The organism is Chitinophaga ginsengisoli, assembly GCF_003014595.1.
GTDB lineage: Bacteria > Bacteroidota > Bacteroidia > Chitinophagales > Chitinophagaceae > Chitinophaga > Chitinophaga ginsengisoli.
In genome coordinates this window covers 464044-479393 of record NZ_PYGK01000001.1, presented here as the reverse complement: position 1 = coordinate 479393, position 15350 = coordinate 464044, and the positions used below count along the sequence as shown (strand labels likewise).

The 15350-nt window shown below is 45.6% G+C and carries 14 protein-coding genes; 8 read left to right on the top strand and 6 right to left on the bottom strand.

Annotated features, from left to right (window positions below):
• The first annotated feature begins 16 nt into the window (after nucleotides 1–16).
• Nucleotides 17–970 carry a methylenetetrahydrofolate reductase [NAD(P)H] gene (metF, locus tag CLV42_RS02030; RefSeq protein WP_106600231.1) on the top strand — a complete coding sequence of 318 codons (954 nt, stop codon included), beginning with the start codon at nucleotides 17–19 and terminating at the stop codon, nucleotides 968–970.
• A gap of 277 nt (nucleotides 971–1247) precedes the next feature.
• Here metF and CLV42_RS02025 read toward each other — a convergent pair whose 3' ends face one another.
• The 4 genes from CLV42_RS02025 to CLV42_RS02010 all read right to left on the bottom strand — a co-directional run bounded on the left by CLV42_RS02025 (nucleotide 1248) and on the right by CLV42_RS02010 (nucleotide 5164).
• Nucleotides 1248–1949 carry an outer membrane beta-barrel protein gene (locus CLV42_RS02025; protein ID WP_170117360.1) on the bottom strand — a complete coding sequence of 234 codons (702 nt, stop codon included), beginning with the start codon at nucleotides 1947–1949 and terminating at the stop codon, nucleotides 1248–1250.
• A gap of 252 nt (nucleotides 1950–2201) precedes the next feature.
• Nucleotides 2202–2816, bottom strand: a complete 615-nt coding sequence (locus CLV42_RS02020; RefSeq protein ID WP_170117359.1) for a porin family protein — start codon at nucleotides 2814–2816, stop codon at nucleotides 2202–2204.
• Nucleotides 2817–2947: 131 nt separating this feature from the next.
• A complete protein-coding gene (locus CLV42_RS02015; RefSeq protein ID WP_106600228.1) occupies nucleotides 2948–3643 on the bottom strand; it encodes a porin family protein in 696 nt (231 codons plus the stop codon).
• A 117-nt stretch (nucleotides 3644–3760) separates the two neighbouring features.
• On the bottom strand, nucleotides 3761–5164 hold the full coding sequence (locus CLV42_RS02010) for a redoxin domain-containing protein (RefSeq protein WP_106600227.1): 1404 nt from the start codon (nucleotides 5162–5164) through the stop codon (nucleotides 3761–3763).
• An 82-nt stretch (nucleotides 5165–5246) separates the two neighbouring features.
• On the opposite strand from CLV42_RS02010, the gene rlmD reads away from it, so the two are divergent.
• From rlmD to CLV42_RS01975, 7 genes are all read left to right on the top strand, one after another.
• Nucleotides 5247–6659, top strand: coding sequence for a 23S rRNA (uracil(1939)-C(5))-methyltransferase RlmD (rlmD, locus tag CLV42_RS02005; RefSeq protein ID WP_106600226.1), 1413 nt, complete (start codon nucleotides 5247–5249; stop codon nucleotides 6657–6659).
• A gap of 12 nt (nucleotides 6660–6671) precedes the next feature.
• Entirely contained in the window at nucleotides 6672–7502 is an 831-nt protein-coding gene (locus tag CLV42_RS02000) for a rhomboid family intramembrane serine protease (protein ID WP_106600225.1), read from the top strand.
• Nucleotides 7503–7520: 18 nt separating this feature from the next.
• Entirely contained in the window at nucleotides 7521–8273 is a 753-nt protein-coding gene (locus CLV42_RS01995; protein ID WP_106600224.1) for a rhomboid family intramembrane serine protease, read from the top strand.
• A 310-nt stretch (nucleotides 8274–8583) separates the two neighbouring features.
• Nucleotides 8584–9699 carry an endonuclease/exonuclease/phosphatase family protein gene (locus tag CLV42_RS01990; protein WP_106600223.1) on the top strand — a complete coding sequence of 372 codons (1116 nt, stop codon included), beginning with the start codon at nucleotides 8584–8586 and terminating at the stop codon, nucleotides 9697–9699.
• A 79-nt stretch (nucleotides 9700–9778) separates the two neighbouring features.
• Nucleotides 9779–11281: a cysteine--tRNA ligase gene (cysS, locus tag CLV42_RS01985; RefSeq protein WP_106600222.1), complete on the top strand. Its 1503-nt coding sequence runs from the start codon at nucleotides 9779–9781 to the stop codon at nucleotides 11279–11281.
• A 31-nt stretch (nucleotides 11282–11312) separates the two neighbouring features.
• Nucleotides 11313–12302, top strand: coding sequence for a M28 family peptidase (locus tag CLV42_RS01980; protein ID WP_170117358.1), 990 nt, complete (start codon nucleotides 11313–11315; stop codon nucleotides 12300–12302).
• Between the two features lie 121 nt (nucleotides 12303–12423).
• A complete protein-coding gene (locus CLV42_RS01975; RefSeq protein WP_106600220.1) occupies nucleotides 12424–13044 on the top strand; it encodes a DNA-3-methyladenine glycosylase family protein in 621 nt (206 codons plus the stop codon).
• Nucleotides 13045–13351: 307 nt separating this feature from the next.
• Here CLV42_RS01975 and recA read toward each other — a convergent pair whose 3' ends face one another.
• Nucleotides 13352–14362 carry a recombinase RecA gene (gene recA / locus CLV42_RS01970; RefSeq protein ID WP_106600219.1) on the bottom strand — a complete coding sequence of 337 codons (1011 nt, stop codon included), beginning with the start codon at nucleotides 14360–14362 and terminating at the stop codon, nucleotides 13352–13354.
• 270 nt (nucleotides 14363–14632) lie between these two features.
• Nucleotides 14633–15325: a phosphatase PAP2 family protein gene (locus CLV42_RS01965; RefSeq protein ID WP_106600218.1), complete on the bottom strand. Its 693-nt coding sequence runs from the start codon at nucleotides 15323–15325 to the stop codon at nucleotides 14633–14635.
• Nucleotides 15326–15350: the final 25 nt, after the last annotated feature.

The following is a 15350-nucleotide window of genomic DNA, read 5'->3' as shown; positions in this document are numbered from 1 at the left end:
CACTTTTATTTCTACTATGAAAGTAACAGAACATATTGCGCAGGCAAAAGATACGCTGATCTCTTTTGAGATCCTACCTCCCCTTAAAGGTAAGAGTATCGAGTCTATATATGAACATCTTGACCCATTAATGGAATTCAAGCCCGCCTTCATTAACGTTACTTACCATAGAAGTGAGCATATGTTTAAGAAAAGAGCTGACGGCACCTTCGAAAAAGTAGAGATCCGTAAAAGGCCGGGTACCGTAGCCATCTGTGCGGCATTAATGAACCATTATAATGTAGATGCAGTTCCACATCTTATCTGCGGAGGTTTTAGCAGGGAGGAAACAGAAAACGCCTTGATCGACCTCAATTTCCTTGGGGTGGATAATGTACTGGTACTACGTGGAGATGCACCCAAAAATGAGACCTTCTTTGAACCTGAACCACATGGGCATCGTTATGCAGACGAGCTGCTACAGCAGGTTGTACATATGAATAATGGTATCTACCTGGAGGAAGACCTGCAGGGCGGTGTAAAAACAAAGTTCTGTATAGGCGTGGCAGGCTACCCGGAGAAACACTTCGAAGCACCGAATATGCAGACAGATATGAGCTATCTGAAGAAAAAGGTAGAAAATGGCGCCGATTACATCGTGACACAGATGTTCTTCGATAACCAGAAATTCTTTGACTTTGTTACCAAATGTCGTGAGGCAGGTATTACTGTACCAATTATTCCGGGGTTGAAACCCATCACCAGCCGAAAACAACTGACCATACTGCCCCGTACTTTCCATGTAGACATTCCGGCCGATTTTGCTAACGAGATCCTGAAATGTAAAACAGATAAAGAGGTGGAAGCAGTAGGTACCGAATGGCTGATACAACAGTCTAAAGAACTGAAGGCTTTTGGCGTGCCCGTATTGCACTACTACACGCTGGGTAAACCGAACGTGATCCGCAAAGCCGTTGAAGCAGTAGTATAACAATTAAATGTATTCCTTATAAAGCAAAGCGGTCCGCCTATGGCGGACCGCTTTTATATTGAATGGTAACCGTTTTTCTTAGTAAAAATGCCATTACGTGGAAACGTAGCAGCATGTCCGAATAACTGTCACACTTTTTGTCTTTTTGTTGCGGATAATCACGATGAATTATCCATCTCTAAGACGATTATATCTCGCATTACCCCTATTACCTATAAAAAAATTAAGGGAGCCCCTTTCAAGGAACTCCCTTTTATATCATAAATCTTTTTCTTTTTTAATAATCCTCTCTGTCCAGCAGGATACCCAGGCTCAATGAAAAATAACTGTTGGTGATCTTTGCGGAGTTTGTACGGTCAAGATTCAGAAATCCGCGGGTCAGATTGGCGCCGACTACCATCAGATTATTGAATTCTATTCCCACCATCAGGTTACCTCCTGCATCAAATCTGCGCAACTGCGTTCCTGGAGCAATGCCCCTGTCTTTGTAGTTAAATTCGATTGCATGAGAATCAGTACTGACAACAGATCCATTATAAATCAGGTCCAGATCATAGGTACCGTTCAGGCCATAAGCTACATAAGGTCCTGCACCTACTACAATCTTACCGAGAGAAACCGGGAATTTAAGCACCATGTTCAATGGCACTTCCAGGTAATGTAATTTCAATTGGTTGGCAGATTCCACAAATACGCCCTGTTTGGAAGGTAGTGGGCGGAGGTAAGCGCCTTTGGTAATGTACCTGATCAGGGGCTGAAAATAAAGTCTTCTGTAAACTGGTACGTTAATCATAAGGTCAGCATGTAGATTTGTTAGCTGACTGCTGGTGCCAAGGCTGTTGCTTTTATATCCCTGGCTATTTTTTATCTGTGTGGCAGACAAGGTAAGGCCACCCCTTAATCCAAGACTTACCTGGGCGTGAAGGGGTAATAGGGATATTAACAGCGTTAAAAAGAAGAGTGTAAAAAATTTACTCATGCGTTTTACGTTGTGTTGTAATAAGTGTACTTGTATTGTCCTCTTAATATAGGGTTCCTTAGGGTTCATAACACGGGATCTCCCCGTCATAAATACGGGCATAAAAATAATGTAAATACTCGCAAATTCAGATTTAAATTATGTGCATGTATCAAAAATACTGGTGCGCTAACATCAGAAGGGAGGGGCTTTTCAAAACAAAAAAGTCCCTCCGCCATTGACGGAAGGACTACTTATTAAATATTGCTTGCCTTAGAATTTGTAACCTACAGACACACCGAAAGATGTGTTCCTCCAGCTACGATCATTGTCAGTATTATCATACGCATTCACCAGTCCCAGGTCGGCATTGATACCGAGGTACAGACCAGCTTTCATTTCATAACCAGCCACGATACCCAGACCAGCATCGAAGCGTTTCAGCTTTCCACCAATAGCGTTTGATTCATCATCAAAGGCTTTCCAGTCAGCGCTTATGTTACCAACCTTACCTTTGTGTTTACCACCTATGCCATAAGCCACGTATGGACCGGCACCGAGGTTCAGCCAACCATTACCTACTTCTGGTTTGAACAGGAAGTTGATAGGCACTTGCAGATAAGATAATGTCGTTTTCAGATTGTCGTTGGTTTTGCTTCCTTTACCTTCATACAGTAACCCTGTGCCAATAAAGAATTCATCTGCAAGGGGTAAATCGGCTGTAACGCCGGCTCTCAGGCCTACCACCAGGTCACCGGTTTCCTTGCTACCTCCACCTTTAACGGTTGCACTTGAGAAATTTGGTCCTGCCACAATACCGAATTTTGTCTGGCCAAAAGTAATGCCTGCAATCATCAGTGCGGCAACGGATAATAATACCTTTTTCATATGGTGTTTTAATTTTTGGTATAGCATCCGACAGGCGTTAAAGGATGCTATACCAATTTCTTAGCTATTGTTTTGTTATTAACAGACGTTGCCTGGTTACGCCCAGTTTAAAAAATTTGATTTTTTCTGCATTAGAACAAATAACCTAAAGACACACTAAACACCCTGTTCTTGTTCTTATCATTCCTACTGTCTTCTCCACCTGAGTTGATCTTACCAAAGCCATATCCGTACTGTGCGGATACCAGGACATTCTTGAATTCAGCACCTACCTGGACGTTACCACCCCAGTCAAACCTCTTGTATTTGTTTAATCCCTGGTTAGGATCTCCCTCGTTAAATGGGGTATCATCATCCCATTTAATTTTAGATTCCGTACTGGTGGTTACACCCGCCAGTGTAGTAGATACTTTGTTCTTACCTGCTACACCAAATGCGAAATAAGGACCAACACCTGCAAACAGCTTGGTGTTTGTACCAACGGGAATTTTACCGATAAAGTTTAACGGAACTTCAATGTACTGGGGCCGGGTTGTATATTTCCTATATGGAACAGTAGTGCTGTTGTCTTTGTCTCCGGATACTAATTTCGAGCCTTTGGTCGTATAAAACACACCTGGCTGGAAAGAGAGTACCTTTGGCACCAAAGGTAAATCGGCAATAAGACCGACGTGATAACCGGATAATGAACGGTCTTTATCCACCGTACCATTATTGTCCACAGAAAGAGTAGAAAGGTTCCATCCGGCTTTTACACCTACACGCGCCTGAGACATTGCTCCGAAAGAAATCGCAAGGGCTGCAAACGAAAGGATAATCTTTTTCATAATCTTAACATTTTGATCACACGGTCAAAATCCAAAGACTATGCCAAAGGAATTTGCAGCAACCTTATCTGATTGCAAACAAGTGAATTACAACGAAAAATAATTATTTATATTTGATTACTTGCGAACTGTACCGCCCTTTGTCTCCAACTTTTCGAGGAAATCACTGAGCTGTTCAACACCCAACCTTTTGGCCAGGATCTTTTTCTTTTCGTCCAGCAGATACACCACAGGCGTGCTGTATACATCGTACAAACGGCGGTAATTACTCTGGGCATCAGGGTCCCATGCATGGATCCATCCATTGAGCTTGTGCTCTTTGATAAAAGACTGCCATTCATCTTTGGTGCCTTCCGTTTTGAAGCCGATCATAGCCACCCCTTTGTTTTTCCAGCTGGCATTATAGGCGGAATCAAGTTTGGGAACCTCTATCTTGCAGTGGCCACAGGTAGGATCCCAGAAAACGAGGATAGTATATTTTGCTTTTGTGGTATAAAGGGAAACGGCCTTCATGGAAGAATCCTTCACTTCCAGAGGCGGGGCCTGTTGTCCGATCAGGTTAGGCGCCATGGAATAAGCCCGGGAGATGATCTTGTTCAGCTGATCATCCTTCAGCCAGTAAGCCTCGCCGGATACGTAGTATTTCTCCACCAGGTGTACGAATACAGCATCCATACCCATGTATTTGGAAGTTTCGGCCGTATAGGTCAGCCACCAAACCACGAATTTGAACATCTCCTTATCTTTCCTGGTCTTCGCAATGAGGTTATCTGCTTCCATAATAATGGAATCAGGCTCCATGGGCACCAGCTGCGTGAAATACCTGCTCAGTTTCTTCTCAATGATATCTGTTCTTACCAGTCTGCCGTCGCTCAGGTTTACGCTATCCCAGTAGTGCGATTTATAGTAGCGGTAAGCGAAGGTAGAATCCCCCGCAGGAGCAGTTGGCACCTCAGGGTCTTTCATTGCCCTAAAGATGCTGGTCAGCAGGCTTTTGGGATATCCTCCCACGATGCCATTACGGAAGTTCTGGAGTTTCTTGCCCAGTTCCTGTTGTAAGGACTTCGCCGCCGCACTGTCTGCAGCTGTATGTTTAGCTAGCATGGCATTGAGCGCTTTGTCCTGTGGCGCTATTTCCTTTGACAGAAACTTGTTATATGACTGGAAGATCTCGTTCTCTTTGGAGGTCTTGAAGACGGTCTTGTTGATCAGATCAGTAGTGTCGATACTAACAGAGAACTGCTGGTCCTTATTATCAAGCAGCATCTCAAAATAGCGCTGCCTGCCCGGAAGCAGTACAATGTAAATTCCCCCTGGCAATGCTTCTTTATTCCTCATGACAGCAACACCCTGTGCATTTATCTGGGCGGAGTCAGCAAGGTAGAAGCTTTTGCCCATATAGTGTGCCAGCGATAATTGTCCGCCTGTATACTGTTTTAACTGGAAAGTAAGTTCGTAGCCCTGCGCCTGTAACTGCCAGTGGCAGAAAATGCAGGCGAGTAATATCATAAGTTTACGCATAGGATATCGGTTACTGTAAAAGTAGCAAGGAAAAGGCAATTTCACAAAATCAGTGATCAGCTAAAATCCTACCTTTGCACCCGTGAGGAAAAAAAATGTTATTCTTGAAAAAGTCCCTGTAAGCGCATATGCGGCAGAGGGGAAAGCACTGGCCCGCATAGATGGCAAAGTGATATTTATTGAAGGCGGCGTGGTGCCGGGAGATGTCGTGGACGTACGTCTTGGTAAAAACAAAAAAGACTGGGCTGAGGGTAAGGCCATCCATTTCCATTCCTTGGCATCTAACCGTGTTGACCCTTTCTGTGAACATTTTGGTAACTGCGGCGGCTGCAAATGGCAGATGCTGCCTTATTCGCTGCAGCTGGAATACAAACAACAGCAGGTGGCCGACAACCTCCAGCGCATCGGTAAACTGGAATTGCCTCCCATGCAACCCATCCTGGGCTCAAGGCATACCACCCACTACCGCAACAAACTTGAATTCACGTTCAGTAATAAAGCATACCTCCCGGCTGAGGAACTGAATGAAGACGGCAGCATTCCCCGGCGGAATGCCCTGGGCTTCCATGTACCGAAGCTGTTCGACAAGGTGCTGGACATTAATACCTGCTACCTGCAGGCAGAACCTGTCAATGCCATCCGGAACACTATCCGGGAATATGCACTGACCAACGAGCTCTCCTTTTACGACATCCGCGCCAAAGAAGGATGGCTCCGTAACCTGGTCATCAGGATCTGTACCACCGGTGAGGTAATGGTCAACCTCGTGATCCATCACGAGAACAAAAAGGACAGGGAAGCCCTGCTGGACCACCTGCTGGCTACCGTTCCTGGCATTACATCCGTACTGTATACCATCAATCCCAAGCTGAACGATACGATTTTCGACCTGGAACCCAAGGTTTACTTTGGAAAGGGATATGTGGAAGAAAAACTGGAAGACTTTACTTTTAAAATAGGACCTAAATCCTTTTTCCAGACCAATACATACCAGGGAGAAGCCTTGTACCAGGTGACCAGGGAGTTCGCCGGATTAACAGGAACAGAAATTGTTTACGATCTCTATTGTGGTACAGGCAGTATTGGTATTTTTGTGTCCCGGCAGGCAGGCAAAGTGATCGGTATAGAGCTGATAAAGGAGGCGATTGACGACGCTGTTGAAAATGCCGCCCGCAACAATGTGAACAATGCGCAATTCTTTGCCGGAGATGTAGTGGATATTTGCAATGACGCTTTCTTTGCCCAGCACGGACAGCCGGATGTTGTGATCACTGACCCGCCAAGGGCCGGCATGCACGAGAAACTGGTTAACAAGCTACTCGAAATTGCTGCTCCCCGCATAGTATATGTAAGTTGTAACCCGGCTACACAGGCCAGAGACCTGGCTTTACTGGACGCTACGTATAGTGTCAAAAGGATACAACCGGTGGATATGTTCCCACATACACACCACATTGAGAACGTGGTTTTACTTGAGAAAAGAATTAATCATTAAAGAATAGGAGAAATGAGCGAGTTCAGGCCCGGCAGATTTGAAATACTCCCTACGGTGATCAAAAACTTACTGATCATCAACGGATTGGTGTTCCTTGCACAGAACACATTAGGGAGCAGCATCGGGAATAACAGGATTGATGACATTTTCGCGTTGCACTACTGGGGGTCGGATCTGTTCAAGCCCCATCAGTTCATTACACACCTGTTCATGCACGCCACCGTGGGGCACCTGTTCATGAACATGTTCACCCTTTGGATGTTCGGCGCCACGCTGGAAAACATCTGGGGGCCTAAACGCTTCCTGATCTTCTACATGGTATGCGGCCTCGGGGCGGCACTCTGCCATATGGGTGTGCTGACCTACGAAAACGTGAGGCTGGCACACGATGCCAAGGCATTCCTCAGCGATCCTTCCATTGCCAATTTCAGATTGCTGGACACCCGCTATGACCTTGACGCAGGCAGATTCCGGGTTGAAGGCATAAAGACTATATTCTACCAATTCCCGAACGATCCAGGTGTTATTAACGATACCAAAACGTTCATCCGCCAGTTTGCCCTGGACTATCCGGATAGTGCTACCCTTGGCGCCTCCGGTGCGGTATTTGGCCTGCTGTTCGCATTCGGATACCTGTTTCCGAATAATCTCATTTACCTTTACTTCCTGTTCCCTTTAAAAGCAAAATACTTTGTAGGGATCCTTATCCTCCTGGAACTGTATTCCGGTATCCAGAACTCGGCGGGAGACAATGTAGCACACTTCGCGCACCTTGGTGGCGTCCTTTTCAGCTACCTGCTGCTCAGGATATGGAACAGGAATAACCGCAGGCATTTTTATTAACATAAAAGATCTTGTGTCATGATGCACATTGAAGAAAAAGATAACGCTCCCCTATCCATGGGAGAAGAAAAGAATATGGTAATGCAGCTATTGCTGTTGAATATTACTGTATTCATTTTGCTGTTTTTCACAGAAGTTCTCTACCGTCTTGAAGGCAATACGTTGGCCCGTTATTATGATAATGTACTATTGCACGTGGCACTGCCGGCCAACATTACAACATTGCTGCACAATCCCTGGTCACTGATCACGACTATGTTCGTGCATAACAATTTCTGGATGATTGTCAGCAACATGATATGGCTGGCCTGCTTTGGTACTATGCTACAGCATCATGCAGGCCGTCAGCGTATCCTGCCACTGTATCTGCTGAGTGGAATTGTGGGTGCGATATTTTATCTGCTGGGCATGCAGCTCATCCCATCCTTCCGGGAGCTGCAGTCTTTTGCCTTTACCTGCGGCGCTGCTCCTTCAGTGATGGCCCTGGCAATTGGTGCCACTGTAGTCGCACCCAGGTACAGACTGTTGCCCAACCTGCCGATCCCCTTCTGGATCATTACCGTTGTCTTCATCCTGGTGAATATCATCACCCATGTGGTTAACAGTAATGACCTGACCATGGTCCCTGCATTGATCGGTGGCGGATTAACCGGCTTCATTTATATGCAGCAGTGGAAAAAAGGCAATGACCTGGGAGCAGGTTTTAACAGGTTCTCACATAAGATCACTCACCTGTTCCATCCGAAAACACACCTGCATATCGTCAAATAGTATAACAATCTTCTTATACGCAAAGCCCTCCTGTATGTTGCTATCCGCAGTTCATCCGGAGGGCTTTTCTTTTCCAGAGCCTATCCTCTTTCGGCACCCTTTCAGCAAAAGAGTATCACATCGCCGGACACATTCCTTCAGGTGCCAGCACTGCGAATAAATTACAGCCCGAGGTATTCACCATTAAAGATCCGGACCTATGTAACCCTTGCCCGAAAAGGGTTACAGCATTTTACTGCTATGGCAGGCTTATCATTATCATGCACGAATTCATCATTTCTCCTATCTTTAAGCAAAAATGCGATAGGAGTTGAGATTTCTGAGGTTATTCACAAAAGGTTTCTTCTTAACGGTTAACACCATTGTAGTGCTCCTTTTCCTGGTGGCCTGCCTGGCGCCCTATGTCTCTCCTGAGCACTGGTGGCCTATCAGCTTTATCACACTGCTCTTCCCTTTGCTGTTACTTATCCTGGTACTCTTTTTTATCTGCTGGTTACTCTTCGATTATAAATACTGTCTCTTACCCATGCTGCCGATAGTGCTCGGATGGAAGTCCATTTCTGCTTTCATCGCTTTCAATTACCCCACAGCAGGGAAACAGTTTGCTAACCCTGCCAATAGTCTGAACGTCATGAGCTATAATGTAAGCCAGTTCGGACTATACCGCGAAAAAGACAGCAAATACAACAGGGAAGCAATGTTTGCCCTTATCAAAAAACAGGAGCTCGACATTCTCTGCCTACAGGATTTTTACACCTCTGAAAAGAAGAATGACTTTAACAACAGGGAGGACATTTCCCGGGAAATGAAACTACCCTTCCGTTTCTTCTCCAGTGACTTTAACCGGGACGGCATGCAACACTGGGGCTCTATCATCTATTCCCGCTACCCCATCATCAAGTCGGACAAGCTGAAGCTGTCGAAAGGGCCTCTCAGCGAGAGTCTGATCTATGCAGACATTGTACGCGAGAAGGATACCTTCCGCATTATCAACATGCACCTGGCCTCTTACCGCTTCAATGAGCGGGATTACCGTTCGATTGAAAAGATCAGAAAACAGGAAGATACCGGCCTGGTGGCTACACGCAATATTGTGCAAAAAATGCGCGACGCCTATGTGGGTCGCAGCAGACAGGCCGATATTGTGGCTTCATTTATCAAGACAAGCCCTTACCCTGTTATTGTGTGCGGGGACTTCAATGATACGCCGGCATCCTACACCTATTTCACCATCAGAGGCCCTTTACAGGATGCCTTCCTGAGAAAAGGCAGTGGCATCGGCCGGACTTACGCCGGACTGGCCCCTACCTTACGAATAGATTACATATTTGCCGACAAATTATTCAGGATCAATTCATTCAGGAAGATTACTTCCGGGCTGTCCGATCATTATCCCGTGATCGCCAATCTTAGTCCTTCACGGTAATGTCACTCACGAAACAATAACTATCTTTGCAATCCTACGCAAAAGCTAGCGTAGCTTACACGATCTGAAATTATCTGATATGTCTGAGCTTAAAATATATAATTCACTACATCGGCAAAAGGAAGTATTCACCTCTCTCTATCCCGGACATGTCGGTATGTATGTATGTGGTCCTACCGTATCGGGGGAATCGCACCTGGGTCATGCCCGCCCGTATATCACATTTGACGTTGTTTACCGGTACCTCCAGTTCCTGGGGTATAAAGTGCGTTATGTAAGGAACATCACAGATGCAGGCCACTTCGAAGAAGAAGGCCGCGAAGCTGAAGATAAGATCGCCAAACGCGCCCAGCTGGAAAAGATGGAGCCTATGGAACTGGTGCAGAAATACACCAACCTGTTTCACTGGGCATTCCACCGGTTCAACTGTCTGGAGCCCAGCATAGAACCAACCGCTACAGGTCATATCATTGAGCAGATCGAAATGATCAAAACGATCATGGAAAAAGGTTATGCCTATGAAAGGAATGGCTCTGTATACTTTGATGTGAAAAAGTATGCTGAAACACACGACTATGGTATCCTGAGTGGACGTGTGCTGGAAGACATGCTGGAAACCTCCAACCGTGAGCTGGAAAATCAGGATGAGAAAATAAACAATGTAGACTTCGCCCTCTGGAAAAATGCCCCGGCAGAACATCTCATGCGCTGGCCCAGCCCCTGGGGAGAAGGTTTCCCCGGATGGCATATTGAATGTTCTGCTATGAGTAGCAAATACCTCGGCAAGCAGTTTGATATTCACGGTGGCGGCATGGACCTGCAGTTCCCACATCATGAGTGTGAAATTGCACAAAGTGAGGTTGCCCATGGCGAACTGATGGCCCGTTACTGGATGCACAATAACATGATCACCATTAACGGTCGCAAGATGGGTAAGGCGTATAATAATACCATCAAGCTGACTGAACTCTTTACCGGCAATCACCATTTGCTGGAAAGAGGCTACAGCCCGATGACCATTCGCTTCTTCGTATTACAGACACATTACCGCAGTACGCTCGACTTCTCTAATGAAGCCCTGCAGGCGGCGGAGAAGGGGCTGCACCGTTTATGGTCAGCTTACGAAGTATTACAGAAACTCACTTATACCGCGGCAAACGGCCAGCCGGTAAATGAAGAACTGGATAAACAGGTACGCGACTGGTGCCATGAATGCCATGAGTTCCTTAGCGATGACTTCAATACCGCCAAGGTACTGGCCAATTTATTTGAACTGGCACCTGTGATCAATTCTATCAAAGGCGGACAGGTGAAAATGCATGAATTGAGCGAAGACACATTCCAGTTATTACAGAAGACCTGGAGCACTTTCCTCATCGATATACTTGGCCTGCAACCAGAAACACTTAACACTGACAACAGTAAGCTGGATGGTGTAATACAACTGCTTATCGAGATGCGTAAAGAGGCAAAAAGCCGTAAGGACTATGCAGCTTCTGACAAGATCCGTAATCAGCTGTTAGCTGTAGGTATACAACTGAAAGACGAAAAAGATGGTAGTATCACCTACTCCATACAGTAAAGCCGTTATGATCAAACAGCCATTAGTTAATATGTACAAAATACTCAGCATTGCTGCAGGCATTTCATTGTTCATGCTTGCCTGTAATCAACCGGTAAAAACCAACCAGCAGGAAGATGCTAATAAGGGGCAGCAGTCAGTTGCACCTACCGTTAATGTACCTGCGTTTAATGTAGACAGCGCATTTGTGTATACTGAGAAACAGGTAAGCTTCGGCCCCCGTATTCCCAATACAGCTGCCCAGAAGAAATGTGCAGACTGGCTTATCGAACAACTGAGACCACTGGCAGATACAGTATATGTACAGCGTACAAATGTGATCGGTCCAAAAAAAGTATCACTGCCTTGTATCAATATCGTCGCCAGTTTCAATCCTGCTGCTACACAGCGTATCCTACTGCTTTCCCACTGGGATACCCGTCCGCATGCAGACCAGGACGCCTTTGATAAAACCAAGCAACTGGATGGTGCAGATGATGGCGCCAGCGGTGTAGGTGTACTACTGGAAACAGCCCGTCAATTGCATGCACAAAAGCCACAGGAAGGTATTGATATCCTGCTGACAGACGTGGAAGATTACGGCATCAGCGAGGAAGAAAACAGCTTCTGTTTAGGTACTCAGTATTGGGCAAAGAATCCGCATGTTAGAGGCTATAAGGCAAACTATGGTATCCTGCTCGATATGGTCGGCGGCCGCGCTTCACAGTTCTATATGGAAGCAGGCTCTCAACAGTATGCATACGGTCCGATGAAGATGTTCTGGGACGTAGCGAACCGCCTGGGATATTCTGATTACTTCCGGTATGAGAATATTGGTGCCGGCATCACTGACGATCACGTATACGTGAATACCATTGCCAACATTCCTACTTTTGATATCATTGCATTGCAGCCAAACGGTAACTTTGTACCACACTGGCATACTACCAACGATAACATGACTGTGATCGATAAACATACCTTACAGGTAGTAGGACAAACTATTCTTGAAGTGCTTTATAAGCAACCTTTCGAGTACTAGCACTAAATATCCCGGAAGTAAGACTTCCTGCAATGCTCCAGATGATGCAAAATTTAATACCTTGCTTCATCTGGAGCATTCCTTTTTTATCCATGGTTATTTCTTCTTTTAATCGTGATCTATGAGACAATCCGCCGAAGAACACCTGCTACATCTCAGCAAAGACAAAAAGCTGGCAACAATAATGGCGAATCCTCTTCCAGCCCTTACCAAACGTAAGAATATCGCGCTGAGGTTAATAGGGTCTATTATGAGCCAGCAATTAAGTGTGAAGGTAGCCACCGTGATCTATGAACGGTTCCTGGCATTGTATGATGGAAAGGAACCTTCTCCACAGCAGATACTGGATACGCCGGCGCCTACGCTAAGGGCTATTGGTCTGTCAAATGCCAAGGTGAGTTATGTACACAATGTGGCGCGGTTTGCTGTAGAAGAACAGCTGACGGATAAGCAGCTGCAGAAAATGACGGATGAAGAGGTGATCAAATATCTTACACAGATCAAAGGCGTGGGCAGATGGACGGTCGAAATGTTGCTCATGTTCTACCTGGGCAGAGATGATGTTTTTGCCATTGATGACTGGGGATTACAACAAGCGATGATCAAGATATACAAGCTGGATAATACGGATAAGAAAGCTTTCAGGGAAAAGTTGCTGAAGATCTCCGGCAAATGGTCGCCTTACAGAACTTACGCCTGCCGTTATTTATGGGCCTGGAAGGATATGAAGCCTACGGCATAACGCCCCTCTCACAACAAATAGTACAAAAAAATATCCCCGCCCAGGAGAAGGCAGGGATTTACGTTAATACTAACTAACCCAATGCTTATATCTAAAACTAAAACAACTAATTTTTAAGGCTGTAGCGTCTACGCAACACTACTTTCACTACTCATACTACTAATACCACTCATACTACCCAGTGAACATATATATGTCAAAAGCCGTAGTACTTCATATGGTCACAGCACTTCACCAGGCGGCACACTTTTACATGCACCACTACTCATTCATCCTGTACTTACGAGACAGTAATGTTAATGCTTAATTAAGCCTGTGCCTGTTGCTCTGCCAGTTTCGCTTTGATCTTACCTTCAATTTCAGCAGCTACTTCCGGATTATCCAGCAACAATTGTTTCACGGCATCGCGGCCCTGGCCCAGCTTGTTCGTATCATAACTGAACCAGCTGCCGCTTTTCTGGATGACGCCGTATTCAACACCCATATCGATAATTTCACCCATCTTGGAAATACCTTGTCCAAAGATGATATCGAATTCAGCCTGGCGGAAGGGAGGTGCAACTTTGTTCTTTACTACTTTTACTTTCACGCGGTTACCCACGGCTTCATCACCATCCTTGATCTGGGTCATACGACGAATGTCCAAACGCACAGAAGCGTAGAATTTGAGCGCGTTACCACCGGTAGTAGTTTCCGGGTTACCAAACATCACTCCTATCTTTTCACGCAGCTGGTTAATAAATATGCAGCAGCAATTTGTTTTCGAAATTGTAGCGGTCAGTTTACGCAGCGCCTGAGACATCAAACGTGCCTGTAAACCCATTTTGCTTTCTCCCATCTCACCTTCCAGTTCACCTTTTGGTACCAGGGCAGCAACGGAGTCAATCACCACTACGTCCACGGCGCCAGACAGGATCAGACGGTCTGCAATTTCCAGGGCCTGCTCACCATGGTCAGGCTGGGAGATTAGCAGTGCGTCCACATCCACACCCAGTCTCTGGGCATAAGAGCTGTCAAACGCGTGCTCCGCATCTATGATTGCGCAGATACCACCCTTCTTCTGGGCTTCTGCAATTGTATGAATAGCTACCGTTGTCTTACCGGAAGACTCTGGTCCATATATCTCAATGATCCTTCCTTTTGGGAAACCACCGATACCGAGCGCAATATCCAGACCCAGGGAGCCTGTCGATATTACTTCCATCGGCTCTGAGCCCTTCTCCCCCATCATCATCACGGATCCCTTACCGAAATCCTTCTCGATCTTGTCCATTGTAAGGCGCAGTGCCTTGAGTTTGTCAGTATTGGCTGTAGACATATTAGTAAGTGTTTTTTACAAATTTAATGGTGTGCTAAGTTATGATCTAATTTTCTATTATCCTAAAATTTTTAGCATTTTGGCCATAAATACTAAACCTTGTAGTAAACAGAATCAACCTTTCACATTTATTAGTTATGCGGTTTATAATAAGTTTAAAGGGCTAACGCACAACAGAAGCATATGTCAATGTTCAAATAACACTACAAAGATGAGCAGGCTTTACGCACTGGATGTGCGTAGCCAAAAAAAGTTTTTTTACGGGCTTTTTTATCCTGCTATACCATATGCTATCAGCTGTGAGAGGATCCCTATTATAAAGCCGGTGTAGATCTCCGCCGGAGTGTGAGCCCCCAGTATAAGCCGGGCTGTAGCTACGATTCCTGAGAGCAGGAACGCAATCATCAGCGCAAGGCTGATATTCATATTTAACCCGATCATCAGCATCAGCAGGAAACCGATCACACCTCCCCATCCTATCGTATGCATACTGATCTTCACATAGGTGTTAGCCACCATACCAATTACGATGGCAATGAAAACGCCCAGGAAGAATGCATTGAAAAAGGGAGGCGCGGCACCCTGACGCTTAAAGGCGAAATAGGTCCAGAAGTAAAATGTAGTGCAGGCTATATAAGGAATGATACGGTCTTTCTGTGACCGCAACTGGAAAGACGTTACAAAACCCAACGCTTTACACAGCGCTACCACAAACAGTGGCAGGAACAATGTGGTAAACGCCACCCGGATATACAGCAGGTCAAAAGTATAGCGGATACTCTCCTGTTTGAACAGGACAAAATATTCAGGCATCGCATTGACCAGCAGCACCGTTACCAGTAGCGGCAGGAATAAGGGATGCGTCAGGTAAGAGATCACTTCAGCTACCTTCTGCAATGCTGGTGAAAATGCCGGCTTATCCTGCCGGGAATTATCCGTTGTGGGTATGATTACTTGTTCCATTCACAATTTCCGTCTCTTTTAAGGC

Coding starts and splice junctions, on each gene's coding strand:
- metF (WP_106600231.1), top strand. CDS start 17: ATGAAAGTAACAGAACATATTGCGCAGGCAAAAGATACGCTGATCTCT.
- CLV42_RS02025 (WP_170117360.1), bottom strand. CDS start 1,949: ATGAGTAAATTTTTTACACTCTTCTTTTTAACGCTGTTAATATCCCTA.
- CLV42_RS02020 (WP_170117359.1), bottom strand. CDS start 2,816: ATGAAAAAGGTATTATTATCCGTTGCCGCACTGATGATTGCAGGCATT.
- CLV42_RS02015 (WP_106600228.1), bottom strand. CDS start 3,643: ATGAAAAAGATTATCCTTTCGTTTGCAGCCCTTGCGATTTCTTTCGGA.
- CLV42_RS02010 (WP_106600227.1), bottom strand. CDS start 5,164: ATGCGTAAACTTATGATATTACTCGCCTGCATTTTCTGCCACTGGCAG.
- CLV42_RS02000 (WP_106600225.1), top strand. CDS start 6,672: ATGAGCGAGTTCAGGCCCGGCAGATTTGAAATACTCCCTACGGTGATC.
- CLV42_RS01995 (WP_106600224.1), top strand. CDS start 7,521: ATGATGCACATTGAAGAAAAAGATAACGCTCCCCTATCCATGGGAGAA.
- cysS (WP_106600222.1), top strand. CDS start 9,779: ATGTCTGAGCTTAAAATATATAATTCACTACATCGGCAAAAGGAAGTA.
- CLV42_RS01980 (WP_170117358.1), top strand. CDS start 11,313: ATGTACAAAATACTCAGCATTGCTGCAGGCATTTCATTGTTCATGCTT.
- CLV42_RS01975 (WP_106600220.1), top strand. CDS start 12,424: ATGAGACAATCCGCCGAAGAACACCTGCTACATCTCAGCAAAGACAAA.
- recA (WP_106600219.1), bottom strand. CDS start 14,362: ATGTCTACAGCCAATACTGACAAACTCAAGGCACTGCGCCTTACAATG.
- CLV42_RS01965 (WP_106600218.1), bottom strand. CDS start 15,325: ATGGAACAAGTAATCATACCCACAACGGATAATTCCCGGCAGGATAAG.